The following is a 19,357-nucleotide window of genomic DNA, read 5'->3' on the forward strand; positions in this document are numbered from 1 at the left end:
GAATTCTCCAATCTGAGCACCGGGATGGGTCGGCTATTCACTGACTACATGATTCCTTGCCAAGCGGCTGCCGGTGATCCAGATTGTTCGATCCTAAGCTAGCAACCGAGACCCTGCGTCGGGAACTTGGCGTCTCACGCTCGCGGCTCTATCGCCTGTTCGAGCCATTTGGCGGCGTCATGCATTATATTCAGCATCGGCGCCTGCTCGATGCACATTCGGCACTGACTGACCCGAACGATCAACGCCGCATCATCGAGATCGCTGAGCAACACTGTTTCAACGATGGGACGGAATTCAGCCGCGCTTTCCGGCGGGAGTTCGGTTGTAGCCCGACCGACGTCAGGAGCGGGCAAAAGGCTGATCTGCCGTATAAGTCTGCAACCGACCTAAAAGCGTATGCGCTTGAAGAGCGGTTCAGCGTGCTGTTGCGCCGGCTGCACGCCTGAGGCAGGCCGATGACCGCTTTAAACGAGGCAGGAGCGGGACCGCAATCTCTTCATCTATGTCCGGTCTTGGAGCTCTGAACCCAGCGATCTGATCTCGCTTCGGCAGGACATCAGCGGTCGAGACAGGCGCCACGTGTTGTCTTCGCCCATGCGCGGTGGTAGTATTCAGTAGCAGTGTTGCAGCTTCAGCGCGCGCTGCATGCTTTGACTGTGAGTTGCTTCTGATCAGCAGAAGAATCTCCTCACACACGAGGGACATACTCAGAAGCTGTTTCGTCCGACGCCACTCATTGGCGCCTCCGCCGTCTGTCTTAAACGTGAACGGAAATACTTGGAGGAAAAAATGACCAAGTGCACGATAAGTCTTACTCTCATAGGCTGCCTTGCTTTGTCTGGCTGCCAATCTGCTGCAACGTCGCAAGGAGGACGCAGTAACGAATTCGGCTGCATCGCCGGTACGGTCGGCGGCGCGGTCGTCGGCGGACTGCTCGGCGCGACAATTGGCTCGGGGACCGGGCAACTCTGGGCTGTTGGCGGCGGCGCCACGCTGGGCGCTGCGGGCGGCAATGCCCTGACCTGCAATTGATGCGAAAGGCCGGGATGATGAAAAGAGTAGCCCTACTGACAGGATTGGTTTTTTTCACCGCCATTGCGGCCGCCGCGCAGAATCAACCGATGGCTATGAACCAGGGCCAAATGGACCGGCTCGACCGTAACAAGAATGGAGCGGTCGACCGATCCGAATATCAAGCCTTCATGACGTCGGCCTTCGCGGGCCTGGATAAGAACAAGGACGGCAGCCTGAACTCCGACGAAGTTGCCCGAGTTCTGAATACCCAGCAGTTCGCCGCCACCGACGCCAACAGCGATGGCAAGGTCAGTCAGAACGAGTTCCTGAATAAGGTGATGACGGACTTCAAGGCTGCCGACCGCGGCGGCGACGGGAGCCTGCAGTAGCGTAAAACGCAAAAGCGACCCTGGCGCCAGGGGCAAGCGTGTTTCCGCTCGCCTCTACGCTGCAGCGACGGCCAGGTGCGTTCGTACCGTTGCGCAACCGGCAGGCTTTAACCATAAATACGGTCGCCTAGGCCGCTGTCGGATCAAGCACGGTCATGTCGATTTCCGTGAGTTCCACGCGGCGCTCGAAGGCAATGCCGGCCTCGTCGAAGAGGTGACAATCGGCGGCGTTGATCCCCGTGACGACAGGCGTATCGGCACGAATCCCGACACTGCCGGGAAGCATCGCGCAGAAGTTCTCGCCCTCGCCGTTCAGCGCGGCATAGGCGACCGTATGGGCGCCTAGCCGTTCGATAACCGTCGGCGTAACGGTCAGCGAGATGTCGCCCGATCCAAGCTGCACATGCTCCGGCCGAATGCCGAGCGTAAGTGTCTTGCCGATCATGCCCTCGCGCGGAGCAACCGGCAGAGTGGTGGTCTGCCCGCCATGGTCCACCTCCACGCCGGCATCGCTGACGCTTTTGCAGGTCACCGGCAGGAAGTTCATTTTCGGATTTCCAATGAAACCGGCAACAAAGAGGTTGGCCGGCTTGTGATAGAGCTCCAGTGGCGCACCGGTCTGCGAGATGTCGCCGGCATCCAGCACGACGATGCGGTCGGCCATGGTCATGGCTTCCACCTGGTCGTGCGTCACATAAATCATTGTGGCCTTCAACTGGCGATGCAGTTTTGCAAGCTCAATGCGCATATCGGCGCGCAGGGCGGCATCGAGGTTCGACAGCGGCTCGTCGAAGAGGAATATTTTCGGCTCGCGAACGATGGCGCGGCCGATTGCGACACGCTGGCGCTGGCCGCCGGAGAGCATGCCGGGCTTCTGCTGCAAGCGCTGGTCGAGATGGAGAATGCGCGCCGCATTCTCGACCTTTGCCTTGAGCTTTGACTCCTCCATCTTCTCGACGCGAAGCGGAAAGGCGATGTTTTCGAATACAGTCATGTGCGGATAAAGCGCGTAGGACTGGAACACCATGGCAATGCCGCGCTTGACTGGTGGCAGGTCGTTGACCCGGATACCGTCAATGACGATATCGCCGGCAGTTGTCGCATCGAGACCGGCGATCATGCGCAGGAGGGTGGATTTGCCGCAGCCTGAGGGACCGACGAAGACAACGAATTCGCCGTTCTTCACATCGAGCTGCACGCCCTTCAGAACTTCGTAGTCGCCGTAGAATTTCTGCACCTTATTGAGAAAAAGCTGTCCCAAAACCTGTCTCCGGTCGCTGCTGTTGCAGCACTTGCACAATCAGGAAGGATCGCGGGTTGTTGCTCCCCGCGATCCCCACGAAGGCTACTTGAACGCCTCGATTTCGCCAGCAGCCTTCTTGAGTGCGTCGGCCGGCTGGGCCTGACCGGTCACGACGGATTGCACCATCGCAATCATCGAGTTCTGGAAGCCCTTGTAGTCGGTGAAAAGGGGCTCCGGACCACCGTAGCTGATGCCGTCGATCAACGGCTTCCAGTAAGGCTTTTCAGTCACCAGCTTGTCGATATTCGGCGACGGACGAAGCGGCGTCAGACCGGATTCGCCGTTGAGCTCATATTCCTCCTGGGGGCCGGGAGAGGTGATGAACTTGGCAAATTCGATTGCCTTGTCCTCGACGCCCGAACCCTTGAAGATCGCAAGACTGTCGGTGATGAGCAGAGTGCCCGGTCCCTTGGCCTGCGGGCCAAGCGGCAGGGTCGTGATGCCCCAGTCGATCTTGGTATCCTTCAGGCGGTAGGCAGCACCGGAGCCTGCCTGGATCATCGCGACCTTGCCGTCGAGGAAGATGGCGCGGACTTCGTTCTGCTCGTAGGCCGTCGGTCCTTCTTCGGAGTAGGGCACGATGCTCTTATAGGCCTCCAGCGCTTTCAGCACTTCAGGGCTATCGAGGGTAATTTTGCCTTCCGCGTCCGTCACCGTGCCATTGTTGGTGTAAACCCAGTGCATGAACTGATGCATTGTGTTGTCGAAGGTCTTGGCCGAAAGGCCGAAGCCGGGGATTCCGGTCTTCTCCTTGATGATCTTGGCATATTCGATTTCCTCGTCCCAGGTCTTCGGCGGCTTCTCGGGATCAAGGCCAGCCTGCTTGAAGAGATCCTTGTTCCAGTAAAGCGCCTTTGTCGAGAAAGCGATCGGAACGCCCCATTGCGTGCCGTCGAAGGTGACGGTGTCGACGATGTGCGGATAGTAGGCCTTCTTTTCCTCGTCGGTCATCGGCACCTCGACGATCAGGTCGTTCTGGGCAAATTCCTTGAGGGTACGCGAACCGACATAGGCCATTGCGACTGGCGTGCCAGCCGCAGCAAGCGTCGTTGCCTTGTCTTGGCACTGGGCCCAGCCAACGACTTCCGGCGCGATCTTCCAGCCGGTGTTCTTTTCTTCCCACTGCTTGATGTACTTCGCATGGATATCGTCGAGCTTGTCGCCGCAATAAATCCAGCTGATCTCCTGGTCGGCGGCTTCGGCCGTGACAGCGGTCAACGCCGTCGAACCGAGCAGGGCGAGTGCCATGAGGCCTGTTCTGATGGTAATACTCACGTTGTGACTCCCATTCTTGTGTTAGCTGTTCACTCGTTTTCTTGGTCTTATTGTTTCACCGCACCGGCGGTCAGCCCGCCGACGAGATAGCGTTGCAGGAAGAAGATGACGACCATCGCCGGCAGGATGCCGACGAAGGAGGCCGCCATCAGTTCGTTCCAGATGACCTCCTGCTTACCGAAATAAGCAAAGAGTCCCACCGGCAGAGGCATGTATTCGGTCTTCGAGTTGAAGGTCAGCGCGAAGATGAATTGCTGCGCATAGGCGCCGATGAAAGTGGTGATCGCCACGACGATGATCCCGGGCATGGCGATCGGCAGGATCACGCGGCGAAGCGTGTAGAAATGGCTGGCGCCATCCATATACGCGGCTTCATTCAATTCCTGGGGAATGCGGATCATATAGGTCCTGAGAAGCCAGATCGCCGATGGAATGAGGAAGGCCACGCCCGGCACGATCATGGCGAGATAGGTATTAAGGACGCCCATGCTGCGCATCAGCCGGAAGAGAGGGATCAGGAGTACCGCGCCGGAGAACATGTTGACCGTCAGGAAGGCGCCGAGAAGGATGCCCATGCCCCTGAACTCGAACCGTGCAAAGGCGTAAGATGCCGGGATGACGAGACACAGAACGATTATCGTTACGATGATCGATATGAAGAACGAATTGAAGATATAGCGCCCGAAACCTGGAACGCTGACCCACATCGTCCGGTAGGCCTCGAAGGAGCCGTTCTCCGGCCAGAACCGGTAAGGCGAGGAAAAGAGCTGGCTCAACGGCTTCAGCGAAACCAGAAAGCCTTCGACGAAGGGCGAAAGAACGAAGGCCAGAAACAGCGCGATGCCGCAATAGATCAGCACGAGTTCCCACCAGCTGTAGCGATCGATCATAGCGGGGCTGCTCATGCGCGCTTCTCCGGGTTGAGACGGCGGGTGACACGGAAATACGCAAAGCAGAAGAGCGACAGGAAGATGCAGATCAGCACCGCACGTGCAGCACCTTCACCGTATTTCTTGGAGCCGATGGCAGTCTGGTAGGTATCGATGATCATTGTGGTCGTCTGACCGCTCGGACCGCCCTGGGTCAGAATCCAAATGATATCGAAGGAATTGAACGTGGCGATCAAAGACAACATCGACATCGTAATGATCGCCGGGACCATCAGCGGCAGCGTGATGCGGCGGAAACGATAAAATCGTCCGGCGCCATCTGTCCAGGCTGCCTCGTAGAGGTCCTTCGGAATGGATTGGATCGCGGCCAGAAAATAGATGGTGACCAGCGGAACACCGATCCAGACGTCGGTGATGATCGTTGCCCAGAAGGCAGTACTTCCGTAAGCCAGGAATGCCACCGGTCCGTCGGTCAGGCCGAAGCGCTGCAGAAGGCCGGAGATCATCCCGAACTGTCCGTTGTACATCCACCCCCACATGAAGATGCCGATCGCCATCGGCACGATCCATGGCGGCATGGTAAGCAGGCGGAAAAGCGAGCGGCCGGGCACGGCAGCATTGAGCATCGTCGCGCCGAAGGTGCCGATGATCATTTTGATCGAAACCGAAAAGAACGTCCATATGAAGGTGCGCAGGATGACTTCCGCAAATGTGGCGTTGAAGATCTTCTCGTAGTTGATCCAGCCGACCCAGTTCGTTGTCTTCCTGAGCGATGCGTCGGTGAAGGAAAGAATGAACGTATCGACCAGCGGATAGGCGACGATCGCCATGACGTAAAGGACAGCTGGAAGGAGAAGGATCCAGGCGAAGATGACGGTGCTTTTTTGAACACTCATCCTGCCATCCTCCTCAAGCCGCTCTGGCGTGGAGCGCCTCGTCGAAGCGATCCCACACAGGACGCAGATCGACGACTGTCCTTTTCATCCGTGCTTCGTCCATCGCTAACGCAAGGATGCCCGCCTCGAGCGCATTGAGCGTCGAGACGGGAAGTTCGGTGCCTGTGCGGACGCTGTCGAGCAGGTCGGCCGCCATCTGTTCGTCTGCGCCGTAATGCTGGGAAAGTTCGGTTGCGGCATACTTGGTCTCAACGATCTTCTTTCCGGTCAGCTGCTCGTGCACGTCGAGATAGCCGCGGACGAAATCGCCTTCCGCCATCCCGCGCGAACCCATGATGGCAAAGCGGCGGAACTGATCGGGAACGTTGAGATTGGTATGGAAATTCATGCCGACGCCATTTGCATATTCGACGATCGCGACCTGATAGTCGATGATGTCGGCATCGCTGTCGAAGACCCTGTCCGATCCCATCCAGCCGCTGGGTTTGCGATGAAAGAGTTCGAGGTCGTTGATCCCTTCACGCGCTGGATCATTTGCAGGAATGAAGCTCTTGCGTCCGCCGAAGCTTGCGACGCGTTCCGCCCTTGCGCCGACCACACCGTTATAGAGGTCGAGGTCATGGCAGCATTTTTCCAGCATGAAACTGCCGGAGTACCGCTCGTAACGTCTCCAGTCGCGCATGAAGAACGCGCCGTGATAGGGCTCGATATGTTCGGATGCCTCGATCGAGACGATCTGGCCGAGCTTGCCGGCTGCCTGAATGGCGCGAAGGTCCTTGTAGAGCGGCGAGTACCGCAGCACCAGGCCGACCATCAGCCGTTCATGGCCGAACTTTGCCATGAGCCTGGCGAGTTCGATGCTTTCGGCGATCGTGGTGACAATCGGCTTTTCGCAAAACACTTTCAAGCCGGCCTCAAGGCCCAGCCGGATGTGTTCCAGATGCATGTGGTTGGGCGAGCCGATCATGAGCAGGTCGAGCTTTTCGCCGGTGAGAAGCTCCTGAGGCGACGCGTAGGCCTTGCCGACCGAAATACCCTTTTCCGTCAAGCCGGGGAGGCCGGCAGGCTCCGGATCGACATAGCCTGCGATTTCGAAGCTGCTGTCGATAGCCTTGAAAACATAGCCAAGATAGCCGAGCCGGAATCCCAGCCCTACGATTCCCACTTTCATGCTAAAGTCGTTCCCATTTCGTAATTTATTTTCTTCAGGTTGGGGCAAAAATTACAAGTCGTCAACTGTTAACGCGGCTTCTCCCGAAATCATGAAATTAATTTTCATGAGCCGAAAGTCGACCGCGATATCATCTCGGCTTTTCCGTTTGCAGTTTCTCAGATTCGGAGACTTCGCTTGGAGTGGCTATCGGAAGCATGTCGCGATAAATTCCCGGAACGGATCCTTCGATCGGGATCGCGCCAACGCTGCGGCGATAAAATTCCATCGGGCCGGCACCGCCAATGACGCCATAGGCGTAACCCTGGGCGTGCATGTCGAGCAGGGTGGCGATCAGCAAGGCCTGACCGACGCCGTGGCCGCGGGCTGAAACATCCACGCCTGTCGGCCCAAAGAAGCCTTTGGCCGTCGCCTCGTGGCAAGCAAAGCCGATGAGCTCACCGTCTTTGACGGCAACAAAACACGACGGCGGCTGGCGCATGGTGGCAACGGTGGCCTCCGACGCCCATCCGGCGCCAAAGCGCGGCTCGATCCACGAGGTGAGCGCTTTGAGCTCGGGCGCAAGCACCCGGCGGATCAGGATGTCCTGATCTGCCAAACGCTTCTCCAGCACGGGATCGGGCTTAAGTTCGTAGAGTTTTACCAGCATGTCCATGATTATGTCCCTTGTCTTTCATCCCTTGACCGCGCCTGCCGTCAGACCCGCAACGATGCGGCGCTGGAAGAAAAGCACCACCAATATGAGGGGGAGGGTAACGGTAACCGAGGCCGCCATGATCTGGCCGAAGGGATATTCGTAGCGGCTGTTTCCGGCAATGAGGCCGATTGCAACCGGCACCGTGCGGTTCTCGTCCGTCAAAGTGAAGGTGAGTGCAAAGAGGAACTCGTTCCACGCCAGGATGAAGGCCAAAATGCCGGTGCTGGCGAGCGACGGACCCATCAGCGGCAGCAGGATCTTCATCAGAATGCGAAAATGCGAGCATCCGTCGATGATTGCCGCTTCTTCCAGCTCACGGGGGAATTCCCGGATGAAGGTCGTGAGAACCCAGGTCGTGAACGGCACTGTCGAGAGAAGATAGGTCAGAACCAGCGCGCTTGGACGATTGAACAAGCCCATCCAGTTGATCAGCTCGAACATGCCGGACAGAACGACGACCTGCGGAAAGATCGAGATCATCAGGATGATCATCAGCAGTGTCCGGCGCTGCGGAAAATCGATCCGCCCGAGCGCATAAGCGGCACTGAGGCCGATGAAAAGCGACAAGAACGTCGTCGCCACCGCGACATAGGCGGAATTGAGCAGCGAGCCCATGAAGACCGGATTGTCGATCAGTTGCCGGTAGTAGGTAAAATCGAGCGCGGGAACGAGTGCAGCCCGGTAGAGTGCTGCGCCCTGCTTCGTCGAAGACACGAAAGCCCAATAGTAGGGGAACAGCGTGTAGATCAGCACGAGCAGGAGTGCTGCGGACTGAAAGAGCCTCACGATGCGTCGCCGCACCCGGTAGTAGGCGGCGGGTTTGCGTACCGTTCTGTAGAGTGCAACGTCCGTCATTTCGTCAGCTCCCCGCTTGCGCGATCGAGACGCAGCGCGCCGATGATGATGATGGCGGCGAGCGCCACCAAGAGGAACACCCATGTCGATGCGGCCGAGCCGACACCAAGCTCCTGAAAGCTGATGAGCCTGTCGCGCGCATAGATCGACACAGTCATGACATTCTCATTGCTGGCAGCCATGACATAGGCAAGGTCGAACATCCGAAGGGCATCGAGCACGCGAAAGAGCACAGCCACCCCGATGGCCGGCCGAAGCATCGGCAAGGTGATCGACCAGAAGCGCTTCCACGCCGGAATGCCGTCCACCTCTGCAGCTTCGAATATTTCCGGCGAAATCAGCTGCAGTCCGGCGAGGATCAACAAGACCATGAAAGGCGTCGTCATCCACACGTCGGCAAAAATGATGACGCCCATAATCAGCGAGCTGCTCGCCGTCCAGGCTATTCCGTGATCGATAAAGCCCAGTCCGATCAGGATCTTGTTGAGCACCCCGAACTGGTCGTTCAGCATCCATTCCCAGATTTTTGCGGAAACGACGACGGGGATCGCCCAAGGGACGAGGATGGCAGCACGTACCAGCCCCCGTCCCGGGATGGCCTCATTGATCAAAAGCGCAATTGCAAGGCCGAGAACGGTTTCTATCGCAACGGAAATGACCGTGAAGACGATCGTGTTCCTGACGGCCACCCACCAGCTTCTGTCGTTGATCACGTCGAGAAAATTATCGATCCCAACCATGGAATAGATAGAAGGATCATCGAGATAGGCATCGGTGAAGGAAAAGAAGAAAGTCCGCGCGAGCGGCCAGACGGCGACGAGCAGCATCACGATGATGACGGGGACGAGGAAAAGCCATGCGGCCAGGTGGTCGCGGCGGGCCAGACGCGCGCTCATTGCTCTACTGCCCTCACATTGCTGGCAGTCGCCCTTTTTTGCGCGATCCGCCGGTCCGCCGCGTCGAAGACGAATACCGCCTCGTCAGCAAACTTCAGTCCGATCCGCAGGCCGATCATTTCCTTGGCAGGCGGAATATTCACCCGGATCACCCACACGACCTCTTCCGTAATGCGGCAATAGGCAAAATGCTCATGCCCGAGGTCCTCGACACGCTCCAGGACGCCTGATATGCGCCCGGTGCCGTCGGCTGCGATGGTAAGGGCTTCCGGCCTCACGCCGATGGTCGCTGCCGTTGCATCGGAACCCAAAAATCCTGCGTCAATAGAAAGTCCACCAGGGCCCGCAATCTTCTTGCCGCTGGCGGCATCTTGCATGGAAACGGACAGGAAGTTCATCCGTGGGCTTCCGATGAAGCTTGCCACGAAGCGGTTGTCCGGCGCGTGGTAAAGGGTTTGCGGCGTCCCCACCTGCTCGATGCGCCCGTGATTGAGAACAACGATCCTGTCGGCGAGCGTCATGGCTTCGGACTGATCGTGCGTCACATAGATCATCGTCGTCTTGAGTTCGTCGTGAAGCTTGGCGATCTCCATGCGCATCTCCATGCGCAGATCGGAGTCCAGGTTCGAAAGCGGCTCGTCGAAAAGAAAGATCTCCGGCTGACGGACCAGCGCCCGGCCGATCGCAACACGCTGACGTTGGCCGCCGGACAACTCTCTCGGACGGCGATCCAGGAGATGATCGACCTTGAGCATTCTTGCAACGGCGAGCACCTTGTCGTTGATGGCGGTGCGCGCAAGACCGAGCGTTTCCAGCGCAAAGCCGATATTGCGCGCAACGCTCATATGCGGATAGAGCGCATAGGATTGGAAAACAAAGGCAACGCCCCTCTTGGAGGCCGGAACGTCGGTGACATCGTCGCCGCCGATGCTGACGGCACCCTTTGTCGGGGACACCAGACCGGCGACGATACGCAGCAAGGTAGACTTGCCGCAACCAGACGGGCCGACAAAGACGATGAACTCGCCGTCCCTGATCCTGAGATCGACATCTTCGATCACGGAATGCGTACCATAGCTTTTTGAAACGGAGTCCAGTGAAACCGATGCCATCTTACACCCGAACTTGATTATGCTGAAAAGCAACGGCCACTTCAGTGGCCGGCTGCACGGCAGGCAAGCCGGCCGCCGAGCAGGCAAGGGGACCTGCTCGCGCCGGCTTGTCAGGAAAGCCTCAACGGCTCTCCTTCAACTTCTCAAGTCGCGCTGCAAGGGCGCTCAGCCCGGCCTTGATATCGCCGCCGCCTGAAAGCATGTCGTGGACCGAGCGATAAAAGGCTTGCGAAACGCGGTTGTAGCTCGTGCCGGTATAGCCTGAGGGACGGCTTGCGCTATCGGCGAATGCCTGCTGGTTGTCCTTGAGGAAGGGCAATTTTGCCAGCACGTCCGGATCGCTGTAAAGCGCCTGGATCGACGGGTTGTAAGCCGCCTCGATCGCCCGCATCTTCTGCATGTCGGGAGCGGTGATGAAGTTCACGAAATCGGCCGCAACCTCGGGCTTGGCACTGAACTTTGAGACGCCGTAATACATCGGGCCGAGGCAGCCGCTCGACTTTTGGCCCTCCTTGCCGACGGGAAGCGGCATCACGCCGACCTTGTCGATGACAGCACTGCCTTTCTGGTGGGACGTTCCCCAAACATAAGGCCAGTTGCGATGGAAAACTGCGTTTCCGGACTCGAAGATCGCGCGGGAGGCTTCCTCGTCGTAATTCAGCACGCCTTCCGGGCTGATGCTGCCGATCCAGCCTTTGGCCTTCTCGATCGCTTCGGCTGCCTGCGGATTGTCGATCGTCACCTTGCCATCGTCCGAGATGATCGTGCCGCCGCCGTTTGAGGCGATCAGTTCGATAGCGTCGCAGGTAAGACCTTCGTAGCTCTTGGCCTGCCAGGCATAACCCCACATCTCGCCATTGCCGGCGGCGCGTTCCTTGTCCTGGATTTCCTTTGCACTGGCTGCAAGCTCGTCCCATGTCTTCGGCGGCTGTTTGCCGTATTTCTCCAGAAGATCCTTGCGATAATACATCAGCCCGACATCCATATAGGCGGGCATGGCGACCAGCTTGCCGTCAAGCTTGCCTGCGCCGAGCGTCGAGGCGAAATGCTTGTCCTGGTCTGCCTGCGGCACCAGGGTCGTCAGGTCGAGCAGGTTGTTTTTGAACATGCCGAGCCAGATGACGTCCAGAAACAGGACGTCGATGTCCTTGGATTTCGACGCCAGAAGCTGCTGATAAAGCGGGATGGCATCATCCAGCAAAGCCGGCATCTTGTTGATCTTCGCCTCGTTGCCGGTCTTTTCCTTCCAGGCATTGGCGACCGTCGTACAAAGCTCGAACTCGGTCGGCGAGCAGAATACGGAAATGGTTTCCGCATGGGCGTTCCCGGTCCAAATGCCGACGGAGATGGCTAAAGCAGCAAGACTTCTCTTCAACATGAACTGTTCCCTTTTTGTGATAGCGCTTCGGTATCTATGGAACTCTATGGCTCCTGGGTACACATTAGGACTGGTTATATCCAGTCATGTCAATATGGACTTTGTCGAGAATTACGTGGAGAGTGGTTGCAAAATGACAGCAAAGGAAAGGGGAACAGGTTTGAACAAGCGTCAGGAGCGCCCGCTTTCCATTATGCCTCAGAGTCTGGTGGATCGCGAAGATCCCCGGCCGCTCCACAAGCAAGTCTATGAAGCGCTTTTGACGTCGATTCGGAACGGCAAGCTGCCGTTGCGGGGGAAATTGCCCTCGGAACGCGAATTAGTTGATCTTTTCGATGTCAGTAGGATTACCATTCGGCACGCAATACGCGAGTTGGTCCAGCAAGGCGTGGTGACGAGCCAGCCGGGCAAAGGGCTTTATGTGGCAGAACATAGCGGCGGCTTCGAGCTGCAGGTCCTCAAGAGCTTCACCGCCACAGCTATTTCGAACGGCCGCGTTCCTGGACATCGCCTGATCGAGGCACGTGTCCTTCGTGCACCGCTGGAGATCAGCCGGCCGCTTTTCCTGCCGCCCGGCGCCGATGTCGTCGTGCTCTCCCGATTGCGCTTGCTCGATGAGATCCCGGTTGTCATTCAGACGGATTGGCTGCCGGCCGCGCGTGTTCCTGGCCTTCTGGACCTGGATTGGACGGTGGGCAACCGCTCGCTCTATGCAGAGCTGCGCCAGCACCATCACATCCATCCGTCGCGCGGGCAAACAACATTGAGCGCGCGTCTGGCGTCTGCTGACGAGGCGGAGATGCTTGGCTTGCATTCGCCGGCCGCTGTCCTGACCGTCGATCAGATTGCCTTCGACAACCGCAACCGGCCGGTGAACCTCACGGCCCTTGTGCATCACCCGCAACGCTATCCCCTGACGCTCGCGCAATCTGAAACGGGCGACATCGCGCAATATTGACGAGATGTCGACGTGTTCCGCAACCATCGCCACTGGGATGACGACGACGGCACGGGCTTTCCCTACGAGCATTGCGCAGCTCTGTCGCTAGGTGGAACCTGTCGCGAAACGAAATGGGAGGCCCTGAGCCTCTGTGGCGGTCAGGAAAACCAGTGCAAGATCCGCGAATGGGTCTGCACCTAGGGCAGACGAAACACCGCGCATTGCTTCCCTTAAATCGTGTACGTTCTCGGCGGCCAATCCAGTGCGCACCAATGAAGATGTGGCGCACGCCCCCGGGGGCCATTCGATGAGGCCATTACTCGGCAATGGCCCCAATTAGCTTCTTGTTGGACATCGACTCCACGTCGGTGACGACAAGCTTGTCGTCCGAGCGCGAAATCTCGAGGCTTTGGCCAGGTTCGCCAATTTTCCCCGGCACGGATATCGTCGCCGATTGCCCCTCGGAGAGAGTGGCTGAGAAACGCACCGGAACTCCGGCTTCTCCCTCCGCAATCGTTGCAACCACTCGATAACTGTCATTTTCGTCGGTGTAGTAGAAGACGCCATGAAAACCGCCGACATGGATACTTTCCCCCGCCATGGGGGGCAGCTCATCGGCATGCAACGGAGACGCGGCCAGGCCGAATGCCACCAAGCCACCAATAAAGTTGATCATCGCGAGGCTCCGTTTGGATGGTGCCGATCTCGGGTGGCCGGTGGCGACATGATGATGCGATTGCGCGCGCCGGCGGTTAAGTTCTGGATGGGGAGCGCCAAGATTGATCTTGTTCATGGAAGTCACTTCTTTCTTTGTGCTGGATTACAGCTTGAAAGGATGTTACTATCATTTCGATACGAAGTCACTATCGAAATGATACGAACATGAAGAATCTTTCCGACGCCTCTTGCCCAATTGCCCGCAGCCTCACCTGCGTCGGCGACGCGTGGAGCATGCTGCTCCTTCGTGACGCGAGCATGGGCCTCACCCGCTTTGACGAATTCCGCAAAAGTCTGGGCATCGCCCCCACCATTTTGACCCGACGGCTGGCGACGCTGACGGAGGAGCGACTTCTGGAAAAGCGGCGCTACTCGGAGCGGCCTCCGCGCGATGAGTACCAGCTGACCGCCGCCGGACGCGATTTCTTGCCGGTGCTTGTCTTACTGGGTGCGTGGGGACGCCAGTATCGTGGAGAAGGCAGGTTGGCGCGATACGTCGACGCGGAGACAGGAGAGGATATTGAGCCGGTAGCCGTGGATGCCGTCACAGGGGCAAAGATCGGCACTCGCCCGATTCGCGTTGCAACACCCGAATAGCCGGCATGCGCCCGCAGTGCCACTGTACCTGGCCATAGCTCTGAAAAACAACCTACACCGACTCGTCCGCGGCTGTGAATCAGCGTCACACATGGCCTGGGTTCAGGGCGGCCAAGCTAAAGGTGTCCGATCCGGCGACAGGTGACTGATCGTCCCTGAACTCGTGCGTTTGTGTGGAGAATGGTGCCGAAACTTAAGCAATGGGGCGTTGCCGAGCGAGTCTTTGCTTTCCGAGGGCGCCAGATGCAGCCGGTCACAATATTGCTTGTCGATGATGACGCTTCGGTGCTGCAGGTCTTTCAACACGTGCCCACCGACGCGGGATTCGAGGTGCACACGGTATCTGACGGAAGGAAGGCCATACACATTATCTGGGCGCCGCCGATCCGCCCAGGCAAGGGTTGATCTCCGATATCCGGTTGGGAGACGGGCCGGACGGCTGGAAGGTGGCTCGCGCTGCGCGAAATCGCGCCGGGGATTGCTTTACACGAGTGGGAACAATTCCGCCGAGTGGGAAACAAAAGGTCTTCCGAACAGCATCATGCTTCAGAAGCCTTTCGCCCTCGCGCAGTTGGTCACCGCGATCTCGCAATTGCTCAACGAAAGCTCGATCCCGGAAGAGAGCCGCGCGGCTCGACTCCATCCGCTAGAGCTCGAAAAGCTCGAACTACCACAGGTCGCGAGCTCCCATTATCAGTTTTCCGGATCGGCGGCAGACGCATCGCCAGGCGCCTGCGTCCAGCTTAGGCGGTTGGATCATTCATGTATCTCCTTCAATCTCCTGCCTGTGTCCGCGACGGCGGCGCCTTTCGATCCGCAAATAGTGCCAGCAACGGACATTGAGGTGGGTTTCGGACAAAAGGCCGGGGACTATCAGACTGAGGTCCTGGGCGTGGAACAACCCCTTACCCAGGTCGTTGGTTGGCAGCGGTCACGAAAGGCCGGCCCCCGCCGCGAGGGGCTGAGGAGAAGGAACAATGATCTATCCCGAAGAGAAATCTAGTGATCTGACCGCGCCGCTCGCCATCCTGCTGGCAATTGCCGGCATTCTGGCGGCGCTTTTCGCCAGGCCGAAAGGATACCGCCGGCAGCGTTGGGGTTCCACAAACTCAATAGCAGGGGCGGGAAGATGAAAGCCATCGCATCCGTTGTCTTTGGAATCGTCAGCTCGGTCGGGGCGTGCGTAGCCGCCGCATCTGTCGCGTCACACGTCGTGGGGGATGCCGAACCTCATGCTTTCAATGACCTTGCAACGCGCGATCTATGGACTACGAGGCCGGTGAAAGTCGATCCTCGGCAGCAGCGTTATGAACGAATTCCGCCTCTTTATTCGAGCTATGTCACCGAAGCGTCGGCGACTATGACCTCAAGAGCGAGGCGGCCGGATTCCGCTCGCTCGTCAACCGAACGTCACACAACGCAACCAAAACTTTCGACCGAACACCTTGCTTGGTGTGCGGAACGCTACCGCTCCTTCAATCCCGCGACCAATAGCTATCGATCCTATAGCGGTGAGACCCGCGAGTGCTCTTCGCCGTTCCAGCGAATTGTCGCCGAAGCAAATGAACGCGTCGGCACGAAAATGAACACACAGGCGGCAGCCCGGTGCGCCGCTCGATACAAGTCGTATCGACCGGAAGACAATACGTATCAACCATGGGAAGGGCCGCGGCGCAGCTGCGACGCGTCGGACCTCGTCGCGATGAGCAACTGATCACCGGCGGTGATCGCGAGGTGCGGACCATGTTGCAAACGCCGCGGTTGTGAGTTGGAGAGCGGGATAGCAACTACGCTGAAAACTAAAATTCCATCAGGCAAAGACGAGTCTTCAGTTCTTGAGCAGGACCGGAAGCACTTATCGTTTGCATCCAGGCTTCGATTGATTGACCTCCAAGAGCGGAGGGCAGCCTGGATCTCACATAGGCTTATATGTAGCTTTTGATCCATGGACGAAATCCATTTGGCTGCTATGTCCTTGTCGAGATACCAACGCGGAGAAACTCGATGTCAGAACTCGTGGTGCTCGGTTTCGATACCGCCGACAAGGCGGACGCCATTCTCAACCGGCTTGTCCAACTCGAGAAGGAATACCTTGTCGATCTGGAAGACGCGGTCGTCGCAGTCCGCGACAGCTCGGGCAAGGTCCGACTGAAACAAAGTATCAATCTTACCGCGGCCGGCGCGGCGAGCGGCGGCGTTTCTGGTGCTCTGTGGGGATCGCTGGTCGGTCTCCTGTTCCTCAACCCTCTGGCGGGCATGGTCCTCGGTGGCGCCTTCGGCGCCGGATCGGGCGCGCTTGCTGGTTCAATAACCGACTATGGGATCGACGACGATCTCATCAAGCGGCTGGCCGAAGCGATTCCAGCCAATAGCTCGGCGCTGTTCCTTCTCGTCCGGAAGGCGCAGCCCGAGAAGGTGCTGGAAGCATTCAAGGGTGAGCATGCCAAGGTACTGCGCTCGTCGCTGTCTCCGGAGCAAGAGGAGCGTCTACGTCGGGCCCTCGCCGCCGAACCGCTCGTCCCATCTGCTCCGCCTTCGTCCAGCATGTGATGGCTTCTGGACTATTGCGAATAGCGCTAGAAATTTGAAGCTTGTCTGTCGACGGTTGCCTTTGGCTACGGGAGAAGCGTCGAAGACCTCGTGGTAAGGACGTAGCCGGTGAAGGTGCGATTTGCGAAGTCTTTCTCGCGACTATTGAAGACGCAAAGGAAGTTTCAAAGCCTCTTCGAAAAGGCTTGGAAAAGTTCGCAGACGAAAACGAGACCCACGTCGACCAGATCGAAAGGCGGCGCAAATCCGGTCCTCAGGGAGATAGTCGGCTTCGGCAGTAACCCCGGGCGGCTTGGAATGAAACTTTTTCTTCCGAAGCGGTTGCCAGCAAAGCCGCCGCTCGTCGTGATCCTTCATGGGTGCCGGCAAACGCCTGAGAGCTTCGACGCTTCAAGCGGATTTTCCAGGCTCGCCGCCCAGCGCGGATTTGTTCTTCTTTATCCGCAACAGAAGAATGCCAACAATGCCCATGGCTGCTTCAACTGGTTTCGGCCAAGCGCAGTGGCGCGTGACCGCGGCGAGCTGATGTCTGTCCGGCAGATGATCGAACATGCAATTGACCGCCACCGGATCGATCGGACCCGGGTCTACATTGCGGGGCTATCTGCGGGGGGAGCAATGACATCGGCCCTTATCGCAACATATCCCGGCCTTTTTGCCGGTGTCGCGATCGTCGCTGGAATGCCCTTTGGAACCGCAAGGGACGCAGTATCCGCTTTGCGTGCGATGAAATCCGGCACCGCGCCTCCACCGGGCGGATGGGGCAGCCCAGTCAAAGCGGTTTCGCCTGCACAGAGCGTATGGCCACCAGTCTCCATATGGCAAGGAACAGAAGACCGCGTGGTGAAGTCCGTTAACGCGAAGGCATGCGTTGCCCAATGGCTCGAGGTTGGCGGCATCCCGGAAGAAATGCGCCGCACAGTTGTCCGGCCCTGGGGTACGCTCGTCCGGTGGGAGCAAGACGGGCGTTTTCGGGTGTTGCTCTACATGTTACAAGGGTTTGGCCATGGGCTTCCAGTGCGAGATCTCGGGAAGAAGGGCCGGGGACGAAAGCTCGATCCCTATGTCCTTGACGCGGGTATTTCCGCTCCAGCCGAGCTCATGCGTCTCTGGGGTTTGAAACGGTTCGTTCCTTGAACATAACTGCTGCCTTTCTCGTTCCGGGCGAGAAGTCGAACCAAAATGCAGCCTGAAAGCCAAATTTTTATGGTGGCTGGAACGTGCAGCCGTCGACGAATGATGTTGCCGCAGGTATCGTTCAACTGGACGATGGTCGAGCCGCTCACCTCAATCGGCGGCATGGTCGTCGCCGCTTGCCTTGAAACGCTCATAGTCACCCTTGACGTCGTCGGTCGAGGCTGGCGCTGGGAGCCCGCGGATCAACCGCGGGCTCCATTCGATCGGATGAGTGGTTACTTTGAGGTCTTGTGGCTCTGCTGACCCGCTTTGACGTGCTGTTCGTGAGAACCGCCCTGCTTTCCGGACGAAGAAGACTTCGAGGGCGAGGAGCTGGATGCGCTCTTTTCGCCCTTGCCTGAGCTACTTCCCTGCTTCTTTTCTGTTGATGCCATTAGGTGTTTCCTCCATCGAGACCGTGATCGGTCACGCTGCCAAACGTCAGTCAGCGCTGTCTGTTCCATCATCGCATCCTGTGACGTGCCGACAACGCAACCGCACGGCGCGCCCATTGTTACACGTCACTCACCTAATGACCAAGAAAGGGCCCTCGGAATGATGGACCAGTGGCGTTGATGCTCCTGCCGTTGCGCGTCAAGACGACGAGCCGAGGAAGTCGTTTGTGCTTCCGTACGCGCTGGCGTCGCTCCTCGTCTGATGCTTCCCGGGCAACCTTTTACGCATTCTCAAAGTGTCTGTTGTCTCTCGACTAGCGCACTTGTCTGCCGGACCTTTTCGTTCTTCATCCGTGCCTCCCTAGGTGATGCTGGCAATCGCTCGAATGCAGGTTTTAGTCACCATTTGGCTGGCAACTGAAATTTTACGGCGGACGATGGAACTCGCAAAGAGCATGCAAGCAAGGATTGTGTAGCGGTCAGTAACGAACCCATGCCTAAATTGGCTGGAACTTAAAACACCGCAGGGTGTTTCTTCGATCACGGATCCGACATGAGGTCCGCAGAAGAGGAAACACCGATGAAAAACACCATTCTGGCGGCCGCCCTGGTAGGGGCATCCGCGCTCTCGGCACTTGCCCAGACCACCCCCGCTCCCTCGTCGAACGGAAATACACCTGCAGTAGCGACCCCGGACACGAAAAACCCGGCGGCGCCCGTCGAAGGGGCCAACAGCTTTACCGAAGCCCAGGCCAAGGAGCGCATCGAGAAGGCAGGTTACACCGATGTCAAAGGCTTGAAGCTCGATGACAAGGGGATCTGGATGGCGTCCGCCACCAAAGACGGCAAATCGGTATCGGTCGCACTCGACTACCAAGGAAACGTAGTCGCCAAGTAACCAGCACCATCAAGGANAAGAACAATGAGAACCGTAACTGGACTTTTCGACGACTATGCGGACGCGCGCTCGGCCGTGAACGAATTGGAGTCGGCTGGCATTCCCTCGGATGATATCAGCATCGTCTCGAACAATGGGCGCGATCGGGACACCTCTGGCGCAGCAGAAGGTGCGGGAACCGGCGCCGGTATCGGCGCTGCAGTCG

22 protein-coding genes and 1 pseudogene are annotated in these 19,357 nt (G+C 58.2%); 12 read left to right on the top strand and 11 right to left on the bottom strand.

What is annotated here, in order from left to right; translation table 11 throughout:
• Positions 1-83 precede the first annotated feature (83 nt).
• The 3 genes from A3C3_RS0132515 (at position 84) to A3C3_RS0132525 (ending at position 1,406) form a co-directional block, all read left to right on the top strand.
• Positions 84-449, top strand: a complete 366-nt coding sequence (locus A3C3_RS0132515; RefSeq protein ID WP_022718726.1) for a helix-turn-helix domain-containing protein — start codon at positions 84-86, stop codon at positions 447-449.
• Between the two features lie 343 nt (positions 450-792).
• Positions 793-1,035 (top strand): glycine zipper 2TM domain-containing protein, encoded by a 243-nt coding sequence (locus A3C3_RS0132520; RefSeq protein WP_022718727.1) that lies wholly within the window; start codon positions 793-795, stop codon positions 1,033-1,035.
• Positions 1,036-1,052: 17 nt separating this feature from the next.
• Positions 1,053-1,406: an EF-hand domain-containing protein gene (locus A3C3_RS0132525; protein ID WP_028740194.1), complete on the top strand. Its 354-nt coding sequence runs from the start codon at positions 1,053-1,055 to the stop codon at positions 1,404-1,406.
• A gap of 127 nt (positions 1,407-1,533) precedes the next feature.
• Here the strand turns inward: A3C3_RS0132525 and A3C3_RS0132530 are convergent, their stop codons facing one another.
• The 10 genes from A3C3_RS0132530 to A3C3_RS0132575 form a co-directional block, all read right to left on the bottom strand.
• On the bottom strand, positions 1,534-2,667 hold the full coding sequence (locus A3C3_RS0132530) for an ABC transporter ATP-binding protein (protein ID WP_022718729.1): 1,134 nt from the start codon (positions 2,665-2,667) through the stop codon (positions 1,534-1,536).
• 84 nt (positions 2,668-2,751) lie between these two features.
• The gene (locus tag A3C3_RS0132535; protein WP_022718730.1) at positions 2,752-3,957 is read right to left on the bottom strand and encodes an ABC transporter substrate-binding protein; all 1,206 of its coding nucleotides are present in this window, start codon (positions 3,955-3,957) and stop codon (positions 2,752-2,754) included.
• Between the two features lie 74 nt (positions 3,958-4,031).
• Positions 4,032-4,889: a carbohydrate ABC transporter permease gene (locus A3C3_RS0132540; protein WP_022718731.1), complete on the bottom strand. Its 858-nt coding sequence runs from the start codon at positions 4,887-4,889 to the stop codon at positions 4,032-4,034.
• Positions 4,886-5,770 carry a carbohydrate ABC transporter permease gene (locus tag A3C3_RS0132545; protein ID WP_022718732.1) on the bottom strand — a complete coding sequence of 295 codons (885 nt, stop codon included), beginning with the start codon at positions 5,768-5,770 and terminating at the stop codon, positions 4,886-4,888. The genes A3C3_RS0132540 and A3C3_RS0132545 overlap by 4 nt, the downstream gene beginning before the upstream one ends.
• 13 nt (positions 5,771-5,783) lie before the next feature.
• Positions 5,784-6,941, bottom strand: coding sequence for a Gfo/Idh/MocA family protein (locus A3C3_RS0132550; protein WP_022718733.1), 1,158 nt, complete (start codon positions 6,939-6,941; stop codon positions 5,784-5,786).
• Between the two features lie 130 nt (positions 6,942-7,071).
• Positions 7,072-7,596 carry a GNAT family N-acetyltransferase gene (locus A3C3_RS0132555; RefSeq protein ID WP_022718734.1) on the bottom strand — a complete coding sequence of 175 codons (525 nt, stop codon included), beginning with the start codon at positions 7,594-7,596 and terminating at the stop codon, positions 7,072-7,074.
• A gap of 18 nt (positions 7,597-7,614) precedes the next feature.
• Entirely contained in the window at positions 7,615-8,493 is an 879-nt protein-coding gene (locus tag A3C3_RS0132560; protein WP_022718735.1) for a carbohydrate ABC transporter permease, read from the bottom strand.
• Complete coding sequence (locus A3C3_RS0132565) at positions 8,490-9,389, bottom strand: carbohydrate ABC transporter permease (RefSeq protein WP_022718736.1); 900 nt, start codon at positions 9,387-9,389, stop codon at positions 8,490-8,492. Before A3C3_RS0132565 ends, A3C3_RS0132560 begins: the two co-directional genes overlap by 4 nt.
• The gene (locus tag A3C3_RS0132570) at positions 9,386-10,501 is read right to left on the bottom strand and encodes an ABC transporter ATP-binding protein (protein WP_028740195.1); all 1,116 of its coding nucleotides are present in this window, start codon (positions 10,499-10,501) and stop codon (positions 9,386-9,388) included. Before A3C3_RS0132570 ends, A3C3_RS0132565 begins: the two co-directional genes overlap by 4 nt.
• Positions 10,502-10,622: 121 nt before the next feature.
• Positions 10,623-11,879, bottom strand: a complete 1,257-nt coding sequence (locus tag A3C3_RS0132575; RefSeq protein WP_022718738.1) for an ABC transporter substrate-binding protein — start codon at positions 11,877-11,879, stop codon at positions 10,623-10,625.
• Positions 11,880-12,072: 193 nt separating this feature from the next.
• On the opposite strand from A3C3_RS0132575, the gene A3C3_RS0132580 reads away from it, so the two are divergent.
• Positions 12,073-12,837, top strand: a complete 765-nt coding sequence (locus tag A3C3_RS0132580) for a GntR family transcriptional regulator (protein WP_033419930.1) — start codon at positions 12,073-12,075, stop codon at positions 12,835-12,837.
• Between the two features lie 6 nt (positions 12,838-12,843).
• Positions 12,844-13,020: pseudogene (locus A3C3_RS48725) on the top strand (DUF4189 domain-containing protein); the annotation flags it as partial.
• 115 nt (positions 13,021-13,135) lie between these two features.
• Here the strand turns inward: A3C3_RS48725 and A3C3_RS39880 are convergent.
• The gene (locus tag A3C3_RS39880) at positions 13,136-13,612 is read right to left on the bottom strand and encodes a hypothetical protein (RefSeq protein WP_022718740.1); all 477 of its coding nucleotides are present in this window, start codon (positions 13,610-13,612) and stop codon (positions 13,136-13,138) included.
• An 89-nt stretch (positions 13,613-13,701) separates the two neighbouring features.
• Between A3C3_RS39880 and A3C3_RS0132590 the strand changes: the two genes are divergently transcribed.
• From A3C3_RS0132590 to A3C3_RS0132625, 7 genes are all read left to right on the top strand, one after another.
• Positions 13,702-14,133: a winged helix-turn-helix transcriptional regulator gene (locus tag A3C3_RS0132590; protein WP_022718741.1), complete on the top strand. Its 432-nt coding sequence runs from the start codon at positions 13,702-13,704 to the stop codon at positions 14,131-14,133.
• A 977-nt stretch (positions 14,134-15,110) separates the two neighbouring features.
• On the top strand, positions 15,111-15,266 hold the full coding sequence (locus A3C3_RS46310; RefSeq protein ID WP_167521937.1) for a hypothetical protein: 156 nt from the start codon (positions 15,111-15,113) through the stop codon (positions 15,264-15,266).
• Complete coding sequence (locus tag A3C3_RS44225) at positions 15,263-15,847, top strand: BA14K family protein (RefSeq protein WP_084797092.1); 585 nt, start codon at positions 15,263-15,265, stop codon at positions 15,845-15,847. The genes A3C3_RS46310 and A3C3_RS44225 overlap by 4 nt, the downstream gene beginning before the upstream one ends.
• A 290-nt stretch (positions 15,848-16,137) precedes the next feature.
• Entirely contained in the window at positions 16,138-16,683 is a 546-nt protein-coding gene (locus tag A3C3_RS0132605; protein WP_022718742.1) for a DUF1269 domain-containing protein, read from the top strand.
• 108 nt (positions 16,684-16,791) lie between these two features.
• The gene (locus A3C3_RS0132610; RefSeq protein WP_022718743.1) at positions 16,792-17,820 is read left to right on the top strand and encodes an extracellular catalytic domain type 1 short-chain-length polyhydroxyalkanoate depolymerase; all 1,029 of its coding nucleotides are present in this window, start codon (positions 16,792-16,794) and stop codon (positions 17,818-17,820) included.
• A 1,014-nt stretch (positions 17,821-18,834) separates the two neighbouring features.
• On the top strand, positions 18,835-19,152 hold the full coding sequence (locus tag A3C3_RS0132620) for a PepSY domain-containing protein (RefSeq protein WP_022718745.1): 318 nt from the start codon (positions 18,835-18,837) through the stop codon (positions 19,150-19,152).
• A gap of 24 nt (positions 19,153-19,176) precedes the next feature.
• The coding region (locus A3C3_RS0132625) for a general stress protein (RefSeq protein WP_028739483.1) at positions 19,177-19,357 on the top strand (181 nt) is incomplete at its 3' end.

Origin of the sequence: Rhizobium mongolense USDA 1844, assembly GCF_000419765.1 — a bacterium.
Classification (GTDB): Bacteria; Pseudomonadota; Alphaproteobacteria; order Rhizobiales; family Rhizobiaceae; genus Rhizobium; species Rhizobium mongolense.